The sequence below is a fragment of the Sphingopyxis sp. P1IMeth2 genome (assembly GCF_900185685.1).
In the GTDB taxonomy this organism is placed as follows: domain Bacteria; phylum Pseudomonadota; class Alphaproteobacteria; order Sphingomonadales; family Sphingomonadaceae; genus Sphingopyxis; species Sphingopyxis terrae_A.
Map to the genome: position 1 here is coordinate 865,065 of NZ_FYAT01000012.1, position 14,906 is coordinate 879,970.

10 protein-coding genes are annotated in these 14,906 nt (G+C 65.9%); 5 read left to right on the forward strand and 5 right to left on the reverse strand.

Features of this window, described 5'->3' with window-relative positions:
• Positions 1-14: 14 nt before the first annotated feature.
• From P1IM2_RS11150 to P1IM2_RS11160, 3 genes are read right to left on the reverse strand one after another with little or no spacing between them, the layout of a single operon-like run.
• A complete protein-coding gene (locus tag P1IM2_RS11150) occupies positions 15-581 on the reverse strand; it encodes a hypothetical protein (RefSeq protein WP_062900386.1) in 567 nt (188 codons plus the stop codon).
• A gap of 29 nt (positions 582-610) precedes the next feature.
• Positions 611-1,465, reverse strand: a complete 855-nt coding sequence (locus P1IM2_RS11155; RefSeq protein ID WP_186402483.1) for a hypothetical protein — start codon at positions 1,463-1,465, stop codon at positions 611-613.
• Positions 1,462-2,463 (reverse strand): hypothetical protein, encoded by a 1,002-nt coding sequence (locus P1IM2_RS11160; RefSeq protein ID WP_186402484.1) that lies wholly within the window; start codon positions 2,461-2,463, stop codon positions 1,462-1,464. The genes P1IM2_RS11155 and P1IM2_RS11160 overlap by 4 nt, the downstream gene beginning before the upstream one ends.
• Positions 2,464-3,109: 646 nt before the next feature.
• Between P1IM2_RS11160 and P1IM2_RS11165 the strand changes: the two genes are divergently transcribed.
• A complete protein-coding gene (locus P1IM2_RS11165; RefSeq protein WP_186402485.1) occupies positions 3,110-6,460 on the forward strand; it encodes a PAS-domain containing protein in 3,351 nt (1,116 codons plus the stop codon).
• Here P1IM2_RS11165 and P1IM2_RS11170 read toward each other — a convergent pair.
• Positions 6,434-7,063 (reverse strand): LuxR C-terminal-related transcriptional regulator, encoded by a 630-nt coding sequence (locus tag P1IM2_RS11170; RefSeq protein ID WP_186402486.1) that lies wholly within the window; start codon positions 7,061-7,063, stop codon positions 6,434-6,436. The two genes, P1IM2_RS11165 and P1IM2_RS11170, sit on opposite strands and share 27 nt — an antisense overlap.
• A complete protein-coding gene (gene acs / locus P1IM2_RS11175; protein WP_186402487.1) occupies positions 7,060-9,009 on the reverse strand; it encodes an acetate--CoA ligase in 1,950 nt (649 codons plus the stop codon). Before acs ends, P1IM2_RS11170 begins: the two co-directional genes overlap by 4 nt.
• 176 nt (positions 9,010-9,185) lie before the next feature.
• Between acs and P1IM2_RS11180 the strand changes: the two genes are divergently transcribed.
• The 4 genes from P1IM2_RS11180 (at position 9,186) to P1IM2_RS11195 (ending at position 14,843) form a co-directional block, all read left to right on the forward strand.
• The gene (locus P1IM2_RS11180; RefSeq protein WP_260833977.1) at positions 9,186-10,592 is read left to right on the forward strand and encodes a porin; all 1,407 of its coding nucleotides are present in this window, start codon (positions 9,186-9,188) and stop codon (positions 10,590-10,592) included.
• 26 nt (positions 10,593-10,618) lie between these two features.
• On the forward strand, positions 10,619-12,286 hold the full coding sequence (locus P1IM2_RS11185; RefSeq protein ID WP_186402488.1) for an MFS transporter: 1,668 nt from the start codon (positions 10,619-10,621) through the stop codon (positions 12,284-12,286).
• A 153-nt stretch (positions 12,287-12,439) separates the two neighbouring features.
• The gene (locus P1IM2_RS11190) at positions 12,440-12,949 is read left to right on the forward strand and encodes a GNAT family N-acetyltransferase (RefSeq protein ID WP_003039626.1); all 510 of its coding nucleotides are present in this window, start codon (positions 12,440-12,442) and stop codon (positions 12,947-12,949) included.
• A gap of 10 nt (positions 12,950-12,959) precedes the next feature.
• On the forward strand, positions 12,960-14,843 hold the full coding sequence (locus P1IM2_RS11195) for an AMP-binding protein (protein ID WP_186402489.1): 1,884 nt from the start codon (positions 12,960-12,962) through the stop codon (positions 14,841-14,843).
• The last annotated feature ends 63 nt before the right edge of the window (positions 14,844-14,906 follow it).

Below are 14,906 nucleotides of genomic sequence, written 5' to 3' on the forward strand. Positions count from 1 at the left end.
CTGCGCGCCGGCAGTCAAGCACCAAGTTTATGCGCGAGCGCGACGGCCTGCTCCTTCGACGCATCGCTGGCCGGCACCGTGATGATCGCGAATTTATCCTCGCCGACGAAGACATTGAGCGATTTGGTCATCGCGGCCCAAAAGGCCGCCTTGCCAAGCCCGCCGACCGTCTCGACATGACCGCCGAACCCCTTGAGCGTCTGCTCCAGGCCATTGCGGGTCAGGTTGATCGAACCTTCGCTATTGTCGCCGATCGGCGACCAGCGGAGCATCAAGGCGGCCGAACCGCCATCGGCAAGCTGATAGCTGCACTCGGAGGTGACCGCGGTCGCGCCATCGCTTTGGCTGACATTGCCCAGCCGGGTTTCGGTGACCGCCTGTCCGAGGATCGCCGCCATCGCCGCCTTGTCGACTACGGCGCAGGCGTCGGCGGCATTCCAGTCGGGCGGCGGCGCCGTCCCGCTCTTCGCCGCAGCCGACGAAGCCGTACCCGCGCCATCGCCCTTGTCCGCCGCTTCGCCCCCACATCCTGCAAGCGTCAGCGACGCCGCGACGGCAGCCAGCATGATCGATCTGCTCATCCCCTAAATCCTTTCATTCGCAAATGATGTCAGCGGCACGCGCCGGGCCGGTTCGCCCGCCGGTCCGCGCTCATATAGGTTGCATAGCCAAGGCGGTCGGACTCGGTGAGACCGCGCGCAAAGCCAATCAGCTTGCCGCCGTCGGGGGTCAGCCCGAAATAGCCGCGCATCCGCCGCAGCGCCCCGTCGGGGCCCGTCTCCACCATGTCGAGCGTCAACACCCGGCCGTCGATGTGGCCGGTAACGCGCCCCGCCTGATATTCGTAACAGCCGGTTACCGTATTGCCGCTCTGCGTCAGGTTGAGCGTCCCCCAGCCGCCCCATCCTTCATAGCGTCCGGTGACATCCGGCAAGGTCGCCGTTGCGGTGAGCGGACGGCCATAGCCGTGAAAGCCGGTGAAGCCGGCATAATCATCGCCATAATTGCTCGCGATCGTCAGCCGCACCCAGCGGCCGACGGGGCGATGTTCGGGGTCGAAGCCGAAGCTCTGACCATCCTTCTTCATCTTCAGATCAGCGGCCAGGATCGGCACGAAGCCACTGCGCGCCGATGTGTCGGACAGTTCGACGCGGATCGCCCGAGGCGACTTTTCGTCGCGATTGAGAAAGGCGGTGTCAAAGGCGATGCGCGACAGTTCGGTTCGCTCCGCCAGTTCGAGCACGAACACGGCGGGCCGCCCCGCTTCGCCCGTCCAGTCGGTCGTAGCCGATCCGTCGATCAGGTTGAGCGGGCTGCTGTCCATCGCCGTAAATTCGGCGTCGTCCGGAACCTGCACCAGCCGCGCGCCTTGCGAAAAGGCGAACAGGTCACTCGCTGGACCCGTTTGGGCGGCAACGGGCGCGGCGAGCGCAAGCGCGAAAATCATTGCTCCAAGATATCTCATTTCTTCTGCTTCCTTTTCTTTGCGGTTTCGACAACCGCGCGCAGCAGCGGCGAAACGCCGCCGGCGACCGGCGCCTCGATACCCACGGCACCGGTTAGCGGATCGATCCGGTCGCCGATCCGGTGAAACGCATCCTCGGCATCGACCGCTTCCGCGTCGCGTTTCTCACCCAGCAAATCGCGCCCCGCCGCACCGGCGCCCAGATCGCCGAAGCGCCGCCGCGCCGCCGCCTGACCGACCGGGTCGCTGCCAGCCGACCAGCCCTCTTCTTCGGGGCGGTCGGGCGCCCCCGCCTTGGCCGCACCATCCGAATTGCCTTCCGGCGGCGCGTCCCGATTGCTCCGATCCGATCCGCCATTGTCGTTGGCGTTGCTGTCGTTGCTGGCCGAGCGATCTTCGCTATCGGCGCCCGACTTGTCCTTCTGGCTGTTCGGGGCTTCGCGTCCGGAGTTGTTTGCCGGCGCCTCATTCTGGTTTCGATCGACCGACCTGTCCGATCCCGAGCCCCCCGAATTGCCCCGCGCGGGAAGATTCCTCGCCGACCCGCCGGTGGTGTCGCGGCCGCCGCCTGCATTTCCATTCTCGGCAGGACCACCGTTCGAGCGCCGGTTGCCGTTGCCATTGGCGTTTTCGGACCGACCGCCGCTAGCGCCGCCGAAGGAGTTGAGTGCGCCCTCGATCCCGGTGCTGCCCGAATTGGTGCCGCCCTGCGCCGAGTTGCCGCCGCTGCCACCGTTGCTGTTGCCGCCCAGCCCGGCCGCCGAATTGAGCAGACCGGCGCTAGCCCCCAAATTGCCGTCGCCGGCAGAATTGCGGCCGGAACCGCCGGTGGGTCCACCATTGCCATTATCGGGCATGACGACCGCGCGATCATAGCCGCGCTCGACATCGGCGGCCGACGCCCCGCCGGCACTGCCAAGACGGGATTGGGGCGCGCCCGCGGCTCCGCTGCGCGGCCCGCCCGCGCCCGGCAAAGCCCGACCCGAACCGTTGCCCAAGGCTGCGGCATCCCGATTGCCATCGCGTGCGTCCAAATCTGCGGAAAGTTCCGGCGTCTGCCCGCTCCCCGCGCGCGCAGCTCGATTGGAGCCTTGCAAAATCCTAGTCGGCTGTGCCGCGACGGTGGGGACGCCACTTGCCCGGCGCGGCGCCACCACCGGCCCGTTCGGAGAGCTCGCCTGCGCCGATTCAACTTCGGGTGGCTCGCTCGCTGCGGCGAATTGTGCGCGGCATTCGGGCGCCGAACCAAGCACGGCAACCAATGCCAATGCGGTCCAATAACCCGGCCTTACCCCGTTCTGCATCGTCTTCCTCCCATCCCGTCCTCTTGTCGGACCGGCGGCACAAGGCATGCGCAGCGATCCGACAAACCGTTAGACGAGACGGCGATGCAAAAGCGGACATGGGCCGCGGAGATCGATGCCCGGTCCGCCCCGTGCCACGCGACGTTTCATCAACGGAAGCGCACGGGTTAGGCCCGTGCCGCGGTGGTAAGGAGTAGGACAAGCGTTGCGTCCGCAGACGGCGAGGCTCTCGATCGGCGCGGCGCTTATCGGCATCGCGCGCCGCCTTCACGATAAAGCCGCTTGCTCCGCTCGCTTTCCCCGATACGATCCCGCGGATTGCCCGAGGCAGGAGCCGACGATGAGTTTGCAGTCCGCGGCGCTGCTGGCGCTGGCCATGATCCTGCTGTTGTTCGTCATTGCGGCGCTCGTCGAGACGCGTGGTGCGGCGCTCGCGCGGCGTCCCGCCCTGCGCCACCGTGCCTATACGCTGGCGCTCGGCGTCTATTGCACGAGTTGGACCTTCTATGGTGCGGTCGGCAGCGCGGTGCGCGACGGGTGGAGCTATTTGCCCATCTATGCGGCGCCGATGCTGCTGCTGCTCGCCGCGCCGCGCTTTCTGCGTCGCCTGTCGGAAGCGGTCCACGAGGAGCAGGCAACGACCGTATCGGACTTCATCGCTGCGCGCTTCGGCCACGATGTCGTCGTCGCGCGGCTGGTGACGGTGATCGCGCTGCTCGGCACCATTCCCTATATCGCGTTGCAGCTTCGCTCAATCGGCGCCGCGCTCAGCATCGTGTCGGGCGCCGAAGTCGCGGCGCAGGCGATGCTGGTCGCGGCACCGCTGCTGGCGCTGTTCGCAATCCTGTTCGGGGCGCGGCGGTTCGAACTCGCGGGTCGCAGCGAAGGGCTGCTCTACGCGATCGGCCTTGAATCGGCGATCAAGCTGCTTGCGCTCGTCGCGGTCGCGGGCGTGGCGTTGGCCGTACTCGCCGCCACCCCGCCGCAACGCGTGATCGAGGGCTTTTCGGCGCTGCAATCGCGGTTCGAGCCGCAAGGACTGACGCTCAATGTCGCGATCATCTTCCTGATCGCGATGCCCGCCATCCTGTCCTTGCCGCGGCAATTCTACATGGGACTGGTCGAAGCGCGCCAGCCCGACGATCTCGTGCGTGCCCGCTTCGGCCTTGCCGCCTATCTCGGCACGATGGCGATCGTCGTCCTGCCGATCGCACTCGCGGGGTTGACCGTGCTTGGCCCGGCGATCGCCCCGGACGTCTATGTGCTCGAACTGCCCGCGGCCGAAGGCTTCGGCTTCGTTCTCGCAGCGGCGTTGCTCGGCGGGGTCAGCGCGGCGGCGTCGATGGCGATCGTCGATTCGACCGCGCTGGCGACGATGGTATCGAACGACCTTGTCTTCCCGACGCTGATGCGCGCGCCGGCGACGACCGAATCGGGGGCGATCGGGCGGCGGATGCTGACGATCCGGCGGCTGTCGATCCTTGCGATCCTGACAATGGGACTCGTTTGGGCTCTGCTCGTTTCGGCACAGGATTCGCTCGCCTCCATCGGCCTCATCGCCTTTGCCGCCATGGCGCAGTTCACCCCGCATCTCATCCTCGCGGCAACCGGCAAGGGCCGCGATTCACTCGCGGCACGCGCCAGCCTTTCGGTGGGATTGGCGCTCTGGCTCTACACGCTCGCATTGCCGCCGGTCGTCCCGACAGCGTGGCTCGACGCGCTGGCGGGGACCGCTATCGATCCGCTGCGCCTGCTCGGGATCGGCGGCGCCGCGCCACTCTCGCACGGCGTCATCTGGAGCGTCGGCGCCAATCTGATCGTCTATACCGCGATCGCCGCGCGCAAGGTGCAAACGCCGCCGCTGCCGCGCTTCGTCCGCGCGCAGCGGCCGATCACCAACCTCGCCGATCTTGCGCAGCTCACCGGAAGCTTCGTCGGCGAGGAACAGGCGGGCAAGGCCTTTCCGGGCGCCGATCGCAGCCATCCGGTGGACCGGCAGGCGGCACAGCGCGCCCGCGAACTGATCGCGCAGGTCGTGGGTGCCTCTTCGGCACGCGCGCTCGTCGCCTCTGCGCTCGCGGGCGGCCAGCTCAGCTTCCACGAAGTCACGCGGCTGCTCGACGAAGGGGGTCAGAGCCTGCGCTTTTCGCGCCGGCTGCTCGCCGCGACCTTCGAAAATGTCGGCGCCGGAATTAGCGTCGTTGATGCCGACCTCAACCTCGTCGCATGGAACAGCCGCTATCTTGAACTGTTCAACTATCCTCCCGGTCTGGTTCGCGTCGGCGTACCCGTCGCCGATCTCATCCGGCATAATGCCGAACAGGGCGATTTCGGACCGGGCGATGTAGCACATCATGTCGAAAAGCGGCTCGAACATCTGCGCCGCGGGCAGGAACACAGCGTCGAACGGCACCGCAACGACGGCCGCGTCATCAAGATCGTCGGCGGATCGATGCCCGGCGGCGGCTATGTCATGTCCTTCACCGACATCAGCGAAGAAGCCCGGATGCGCGAAGAATTGCGCCGCACGCTCGAGGAGCTCGAACAGCGGGTCACCGATCGCACGCGCGAGCTCAGCGATGCCAACCGCCGCCTCGCGCGGACCGATCAGGACAAGACGCGCTTTCTCGCTGCGGCGAGCCATGATCTTCTGCAGCCGCTCCATGCCGCGCGGCTGTTTACCGCCGCGCTCGGGCGCGATGCGAGCGCGGCGCAGCACGACCTGATCGGCCGCGTCGAAAGCGCGCTGGTGGCGGCGGAAGACCTGCTACGCTCGCTGCTCGATATCAGCCGGCTCGACGCAGGCGGGGTGACGCCCGAACCCGCAGCCATCGCGCTTGCGCCGTTTCTGGGCGATCTCGCCGAAACCTTCCGTCCGATGGCGGAAGCCAAGGGCCTCCGACTACGCATCGGCGCGATGCCGGGCACCGTCGAAAGCGACGCCGGGCTGCTCCGATCGGTGATGCAGAATTTCATCGGCAATGCGGTGCGCTACACCGCGCGCGGCGGCGTCCTTATCGGTGTAAGGCGGCGCGGCGCCGATTGGCGGATCGACGTCATCGACACCGGCGTCGGCATCGCCGAGGCACAGATCGAGGATATATTCTCCGAATTCGTGCGGCTCGGCGAGGTGGAGGTCGAGGGTCTTGGGCTCGGCCTTGCCCTCGTGCGCCGCATCGTGCGGCTGCTCGGCGGGCGGATCGAGGTGCGATCGGCGCCCGGTCGCGGCAGCCGCTTCAGCCTCTATCTGCCGGCCGCCGAGTCCGGCGAAGCGCCGACCGCGTTCCCGAAGATCGCAGCGACGGGAGACCGGGCGCCGCAGTCGCTGCGCGTTCTGGCGGTCGATAATGACGAGCGCATCGTCGAGGCGAGCCTCGCCCTGCTCGCGCGCATGGGCCACGATGCGGTTGGCGCGCGCGGGCCGGGCGATGCTCTCTCAGCGCCGGGACGTTTCGATGCAGCACTCGTCGATTATCAGCTGGATGACGGCGCCAACGGGCTCGACCTGATCGCGCAGCTGCAGATGCAGCACCCCGGTCTCCCAGCGCTTCTGGTGACGGCGGAAAATGGCGCTGCCATGCGCGCCCGCGCGGCCGAACTGGGGGTGACGATCCTTGCCAAACCCGTCGCGGCGGGCGCGATCGAGGGTTTTCTGACGGCGCTGTCAGTGCGCGAGATCGAGCCCGAGTGACCGCGCGACAAGGGCCGCCTGGGTGCGGTTGCGAACGTCGAGCTTGCGCATGATCGCGGTCATATGCGCCTTCACCGTCGCCTCGCTGATTCCCAGATTATGGGCGATCTGCTTGTTGAGCTGGCCGCCGAGCACGGCGAGCAGGACCTTGAGCTGAGTCGGGGTCAGACTGGCGACGGTTTCGCGAATCTCGTCGGTGGCCGAATCCGGCGCGGGGGAACGCGGCGCCGACCGGCGGCCGATCGCTGCCGCAACCGCCGCCTCGATCGCGCCAAGGTCGCTGCCCTTGTGCAGAAAACCGATCGCGCCGAATGCCCGCGCCTCATCGGCAGCCGCCGCGCCTTCGGCGCTCGATACGACGAGGATCGGAACGTCGGGACATTCGGCGTGAAGCAGCGCAATCCCCGAATAGCAGGTCGCGCCGGGCATTTTGAGATCGAGCAGGATCAGCCGGAGATCGGGCGCGGCGGTGGCCGCGGCGACCGCTGTGGCGAGCGTTCCGGCCTCCGCAATCGCGGCCTCGGGCAATATTTTTTCGACCGCCAGGCGCAGCGCCTGACGAAAAAGCGGATGGTCGTCCGCAACGAGGACGGTTCCCGTCACGCCTCCGCCAGCAAGGGCCGATGCGCGAGCAGATGATCGACCACCGTGGGGTCGGCGAGGGTCGATGTGTCGCCCAGATTGCTCACGTCATTCTCCCCGATCTTGCGCAGGATACGCCGCATGATCTTGCCCGAACGCGTCTTCGGCAGCGATGGCGCGAACTGGATGACGTCGGGCGTCGCGATCGGGCCGATTTCGTGGCGCACCCATTGGACCAGCTCCTTGCGCAGCGCCTGGTCGGGTTCGACCTCGGCGTTCGTGGTGACGAAAGCATAGATGCCCTGCCCCTTGATGTCATGTGGCATGCCGACGACCGCTGCTTCGGCGACCTTGGGATGCGCGACGAGCGCGCTTTCGATCTCGGCGGTGCCCATGCGGTGACCCGACACGTTGATGACATCGTCGATACGGCCGGTAATCCAGTAATAGCCGTCGGCATCGCGGCGGCAGCCGTCGCCGGTGAAATAGCGGCCCTTGAAGGTCGTGAAATAGGTCTGGAAAAAGCGCGCATGGTCGCCCCAGACGGAGCGCATCTGCCCCGGCCAACTGTCGGTGATGACAAGGCAGCCTTCACCGGCCCCTTCGATAACGACGCCATCATTGTCGACCAGGGCCGGCTGAACGCCAAAAAAGGGCCGCGTCGCCGAACCGGGCTTGAGCGCGGTGGCGCCAGGGAGCGGGCTGATCATCACGCCGCCGGTTTCGGTCTGCCACCAGGTATCGACGATCGGACAGCGCCCATCGCCCACGACCTTGTGATACCATTCCCACGCCTCGGGATTGATCGGCTCGCCGACGCTGCCGAGCAGGCGCAGTGTCTTGCGGCTGGTCTTCGTCACCCAATCGTCGCCTTCGCGCATCAGCGCGCGCAGCGCGGTCGGCGCGCCATAGAAAATCTCCACCCCGAACTTGTCGACGATCTGCCAGAAACGCGACGGATCGGGAAAATTGGGCACCCCTTCGAACATCACCGTCGTGGCGCCGTTCATCAGCGGACCATAGACGACATAGCTATGCCCGGTGACCCAGCCGATGTCGGCGGCGCACCAATATATCTGCCCCGGCCGGTAATCGAAGACATAGCGGTGCGTGACCGCTGCCCAGACTGCATAGCCGCCGGTGGTATGCAGCACGCCCTTGGGCTTGCCCGTCGATCCCGAGGTATAGAGGATGAACAACGGATCTTCGGCGTTCATTTCCTCGGCCGGACAATCGTCGCTTTGCGCGGCGACCGCCATGTGCCAGTCGATGTCGCGGCCCTCCACCATCGGAACATCCGCGCCGGTACGCCGCAACATGATAACGCGCTCGACGCCGGGGCAATGGGCCAGCGCTTCGTCGACATTGGCCTTGAGCGGCACATGCTTGCCGCCGCGCAGCCCTTCGTCGGCGGTCAGCACGATGCGGCTGTCGCAGTCGGTGATGCGCCCGGCGAGCGCATCGGGCGAAAAGCCGGCAAAGACGATCGAATGGATCGCGCCGATCCGCGTGCAGGCAAGCATTGCCACCGCAGCCTCGGGCACCATCGGCAGATAGATGGTCACGCGATCGCCGCGCTGCACCCCCTGCGCTTTGAGCAAATTAGCGAAGCGGCAGACGTCGGCGTGCAGTTCGCGATAGCTGATCGCGCGATGCGCATCGGCCGGATCGTCGGGTTCCCAGAGGATCGCGATCGCGTCGCCGCGTTCGGCAAGATGGCGGTCGAGCGCATTGGCCGAGAGATTGAGCGTACCGCCGGAGAACCAGGCGATGCCGAAATCGCTTTCGTCAAAGCTCGTCTCCTTGACGTGGGTAAAGGGGCGCATCCAGTCGATGCACTTCGCCTGATCGCGCCAGAAGGCATCGGGCTGCTCGACCGATTGCCGATACATCGCATGATAGCTGGCGTCATCGACCAGCGCATCGGCCGCCCAGGCGGACGGCACCGGATAAATCGTCTCTCCCATCGCTTGCTCCTTTTGGTCCGCGTGGACTTTTGCCGGTCTGCCTAGCGCAAACATCGCCTGCCGCGCTGTTAGACAAAGGTCGTAGGTCTACGACCATCGTCCGGATGGCGCCGCGATGGCGCGCGCCGCACTCTGCCCCGATCCCGAGGTGAACATCGGGAACAGGGAGACGTCAGATGCAAAGGCGAAATACACCCCTCCATCTTTTGCTGGCCGCCACCGCGCTCGTCGCGCCGGGGACGGCCTTTGCCCAATCGACGCCGCGCGAAGCCGAGCTCGAGGCCCGGCTGGCGAAGCTCGAGGCCGAAATGCAGAGCCTGCGCGCCGATCTTGCGAGCGCGCGCAGCGATCAGGCAGCGACCGCCGCCGTCGCGCAAGAAGCCGCCGCGAAGAGCGACGCCGCGGCCACGAAGGTCGCGGCACTGCAGCCGCAGCCAGCGCAAGCGGCGCCCGCCGACGGTTTCCGTTCGGGCGCAACGACGATCAAGATCGGCGGCTTCATCAAGCTTACCGCGACGAACAGCCGGTTCAGCGAAGGCGAAGTGGCGACCAACTCGCTCGGCCGCGATTTCTATCTGCCGCAATCGATCCCGGTCGGATCTGGTCCGGCCGCCCGCGTGCAGGATTTCAGCGCCAAACAATCGCGGCTGTGGCTCAACCTGTCGACCGATGTCGCGGGCCATGCGGTGAAGGGCTATGTCGAAACCGACTTTCAGACATCGCCGGGCACGCAGGGGTCTCAGCGCACGACCAATGGCTATAATCTGGCGCTGCGGCGCGCCTATATCCAGGTCGACAAATTCACCTTCGGGCAGGACTGGTCGACCTTCCAATATGTCGGCGCGCTGCCCGAAAGCACCGATTTCGTTGGCGCGACCGAAGGCACGGTGTTCGTCCGCCAGCCGCTTGTCCGCTACTCGGCGCCGCTCGGTGGCGGCGTGACGCTCCATGCATCAATTGAAAATGCGGAGTCGGGAACCGCCACCCTCGGCGCCCCGGCGCTGGCCGAAAACGGCGACGACAGCATCCCCGACTTCGCGGCGCGGATCGCCTATGCAGGCAAGCTTGGCGAATTGTCGCTCGCGGGCCTCGCGCGCGAAGTGCGCGTTGCCACTGCCGGCGTCTCGGCAAAGAATTTCGGCTGGGGCGTCAGCGCCGCGGGCAAAATCTATCTTGCCGCCGACAAGGGCAGCGATATCCGCTTCATGGCGACCTACGGCAGCAATGCCGGCCGCTATATCGGCCTCAACTTCGCGCCCGATTCGGTGTTCGACCCGGCGACCGGCACCCTTGCCGATGTCCGCGAGTTCGCCGCGCTCGCGGCGGTGCGCCTCGCCGTGGCGCCGCAGCTCCGGGTCAACCTGATGGGTAGCTACCAGAATGTCGACTATGCGGGTTCGACCCCGCTCGCGACCCTGTCGGGGTTCAACGACAAGGCGTGGAGCGCGGCCGCCAACCTTTTCTGGTCACCGGTCAAGAGCATCGACCTTGGCATCGAATATCGCCACGGTGAGCGCGAAATCGTGAGCGGTGCCAAGGGCCAGCTCGACCGCTTTGAATTTGCCGCAAAATATAGTTTCTAAACCGAACAGGGACAGGGAGAGGTTTCATGGCAACGGCATATGACCATTTGCCCAAGCATCACGAGGCGACGCAGAGCGAAAAGCTCGTCATCACCGCCTCGTCGCTGGGCACCGTTTTCGAATGGTATGATTTTTATCTCTACGGCCTTCTGGCCACGATCATATCGGCGCAATTCTTTTCGGGCGTCAACGAAACGACCGGCTTTATCTTCGCGCTGGCGGCCTTTGCCGCAGGCTTTGCGGTGCGTCCCTTCGGGGCTCTGGTGTTCGGGCGGATCGGCGATCTCGTCGGCCGCAAGAACACCTTTCTGGTGACGATGGGCTTGATGGGCCTTTCGACGTTCGTCGTCGGCCTTCTTCCCTCCTATGCCACGATCGGCGTGGCAGCGCCCATCATGCTCATCGTCATGCGGCTGGTACAGGGCCTCGCGCTCGGCGGCGAATATGGCGGCGCGGCGACCTATGTCGCCGAACATGCGCCCAACAACCGGCGCGGGCTGTACACCAGCTTCATCCAGACGACCGCGACGCTCGGCCTGTTCGCGGCGCTGCTCGTCGTCATCGGCACGCGCACGCTGATCGGCGAAGAAGCGTTCAAGGACTGGGGATGGCGCGTGCCCTTCCTTGTTTCGATCATCCTGCTCGCGGTGTCGATGTGGATCCGCATGCAGCTTTCCGAGAGCCCGGTCTTTCAGAAGATGAAAGATGAAGGCACGACCTCGAAGGCGCCGCTGACCGAAGCGTTTGGTCAGTGGAAGAATGCCAAATGGGTTCTCGTCGCGCTGCTCGGCGCGGTCGCCGGCCAGGCGGTGGTCTGGTACACCGGCCAGTTCTACGCGATGTTCTTCCTTGAAAAGATGCTTCTCGTCGATGGTGCGACGACCAATATCCTGATCGCAATCGCGTTGGCGATCGGTACGCCCTTCTTCATCTTCTTCGGCTGGCTGTCGGACAAGATCGGGCGCAAGCCGATCATCCTGGTGGGTTGCGCGCTCGCGGTGGTGACCTATTTCCCCGCCTTCCACGCGCTGTCCGAAGCCGCGAACCCGGCGCTTGCCCGGGCCGAGGCTTCGGCGCCGGTGACGGTGGTGACGAACGACGCCGACTGTTCGTTGCAGTTCGACCCCGTCGGCAAGAACAAGTTCGATGCCAAGAGCTGCGACATCGCCAAGGCCTTCCTCGCCAAAAACGCGATCGGCTATGCGAACGTCGCCGCGCCGGCAGGCAGCGTCGCGGTCGTCCGCATCGGCGCCGAAAGCTTTACCGCTCCCGATCCCGCCAAGATAACGGGCGACGAACGCAAGGCGGCGATCACCGCCTTTCAGGGGCAGATCAAGGATGCGCTGACCAAGGCAGGCTATCCGGCAAAGGCCGACCCGGATGCGATCAACAAGCCGATGGTCATCGCCATCCTGACCTATCTCGTCCTTCTCGTGACGATGGTCTACGGCCCGATCGCGGCCATGCTGGTGGAATTGTTCCCGACCCGCATCCGCTACACCTCGATGTCGCTGCCCTATCATATCGGCAACGGCTGGTTCGGCGGCTTCCTGCCGACGACGGCCTTTGCGATGGTCGCGGCAACGGGGGATATCTACTACGGCCTCTGGTATCCGATCGTCATCGCCGCGCTGACGGTGATCGTGGGGCTATTGTTCCTGCCCGAAACCTTCCGCCGCAATATCGACGCATAGGCAGGTTTTTCGGCACGGACCGGGGAGGATGGCGGGTCGCGCATCCTCCCCGGATTCTTCGCTCTCTATTTTTCGGGGCTTTGCGCTGGATCAAGGCATGATTGGACGCCGGGGCGCAAGAGGCACAGGCTCTTGAACGAAAGGCTCTCTCCCATGGACACGACGCTTCTGCTTCCTACCCGTTCCGGCATCGACGTGCTGGTGCGCCCCGCCACAGAAGCCGACGAGGCGGCGCTCGTCGATTTCTTCGACCGCGTCAGCGACGAGGACCGGCGCTTCCGCTTCTTTTCGGCCGGCGCCCACGTCAACCATCGCCAGCTCGAACCACTGATCCACGCCGACCATTATCGCAGCGAAAGCTTCCTCGGCTTCGACGCGGCGAGCGGCAAGTTGATCGGATCGGCGCTGCTCGCCTGTGACGCAGCGATGGATACCGCCGAAATCGCGGTGTCGGTGTGCAGCGACTATCGCGGCAAGGGGGTCGGCTGGGCGCTGCTCGATTTCGTCAGCCGCGAGGCCGAACGGCGCGGCGTCCGGCGCGCGATCGCGATCGAGGCGCGCGAAAATCACGCTGCCATCGAACTCGAGCGCGAAAAGGGCTTCGCTCCCGAAGCGTTCGATGGCGACCCGACGCTGGTGGTTCTTGCCAAGACATTTCGATAAAGGACGACAGATGAGCGACGCCTACCGGCAGGCCTGGACCGACAGCATCACCGACCGCGACGCCTTTTGGGGCGCCGCCGCGCGGGCGATCGACTGGGTGACGCCGCCGCAGCGCATCCATGATGCCGATGCGGGCTGGTTTGCCGGGGGCACGCTCAACACCGCCGCCAATTGCCTCGACCGTCATGTCGCAGCGGGGCGCGGCGATGCGCCGGCGCTCGTCTATGACAGTCCGGTCACCGGGCAGGTGCGCCGGTTCACCTATGCGCAATTGCTCGAAGAAAGCGGCTGCGTCGCGGCGATGCTCAAGCGGCTGGGCGTCGGCAAGGGCGACCGCGTCGTCATCTACATGCCGATGATCCCCGAAACGGTGTTTGCGATGCTCGCCTGCGCCCGCATCGGCGCGATCCACTCGGTCGTTTTCGGCGGTTTTGCCGCGCTCGAACTTGCCAAGCGCATCGACGATGCCGCGCCGCGCCTGATCCTGACGGCCTCGTGCGGGATCGAGGGGGGCCGTCTGATCGCCTACAAGCCGATGGTCGATGAGGCCCTCGCGCTTGCCAATCACCAGGTCGAGCATGTCGTGCTCGTCCAGCGCGATGCGCTTGCCGCCGATCTCCAGCCGCCGCGCGATATCGACTGGATGACGCTGCGCAGCGAATGTGCCGGCGATCCGATACCCGAACCCACGGTCATGGCGGCAAACGATCCGCTTTATATCCTTTACACGTCGGGGACGACGGGCACGCCCAAGGGGGTGGTGCGCGAACATGGCGGACATGCCGTTGCGCTCGCCTGGTCGATGGCGAATATCTATGGCATCGGCGCGGGCGATTGTTTCTGGGCGGCATCCGACGTCGGCTGGGTCGTCGGCCACAGCTATATCGTTTACGCCCCGCTCCTCGTCGGTGCGACGACGATCCTGTTCGAAGGCAAGCCCGTCGGCACCCCCGATCCTGGCACCTTCTGGCGCACGATCGTCCGGCACGGGGTCAAGACCTTCTTCACCGCGCCGACCGCGATCCGCGCGATCCGCAAGGAAGACCCCGACGCCGGCTTTCTGGCCGACATCGGAACCGGCGATCTCGAAGCCGTCTTCCTGGCCGGCGAACGCGCCGATCCCGACACCATCGCCTGGCTGGAGGAAAAGACCGGCCTTCCGGTGATCGACCATTGGTGGCAGACCGAACTCGGCTGGCCCGCGATCGCCAGTTGCTTCGCGCTCGGCGACCTGCGCCGCAAGCGCGGGAGCGCCGGCTTTCCGGTACCGGGCTATGAATTCGTCGTGCTCGGCGAGGACGGCCAGCCGGTCCCCGAAGGGCAGAGCGGATCGATCACGATCAAGGCTCCCCTTGCCCCCGGCGCCTTTCGCACCCTGTGGAACAATCCGGCGGGCTTTGCGCGCAACTTCGAAAGCTTCCCCGGCTATTATGAGACGGGGGATGCGGGCCATTTCGATGCCGACGGTTTCCTCCACATCATGGGCCGCACCGACGATATCATCAATGTCGCCGGCCACCGCCTATCGACAGGTCAGATGGAACAGATCGTCGCGCAGCAGGACGGCATCGCCGAATGCGCGGTCATCGGCGCCGACGATGCGATCAAGGGGATGATCCCCGTCGCCTTCGTTGTTCCGCGTGCCGGCGCCGCCGATCCCGATACGCTGGTGCGCACCGTCATCGCCGCGGTGCGCGCCGAATTGGGCGCGGTCGCGGCGCTCAAGACCGCCTATGTCGTGCCGCAGCTTCCCAAGACCCGGTCGGGAAAGATCCTGCGCAACCTGCTGCGCAGCATCGTCAACGGCCAGCATGTCGAATGCCCGCCGACGATCGAGGATCCGGGGGTGCCCACGATCATCCGCGCAGCGGTCGCGGCGCGGTCAGCGCTCTGACATTGGTGGAAGGCCGTTTCGTTTGGCGCTGATACGGCGGCCGGGCAGAAATGGCCGCTATCA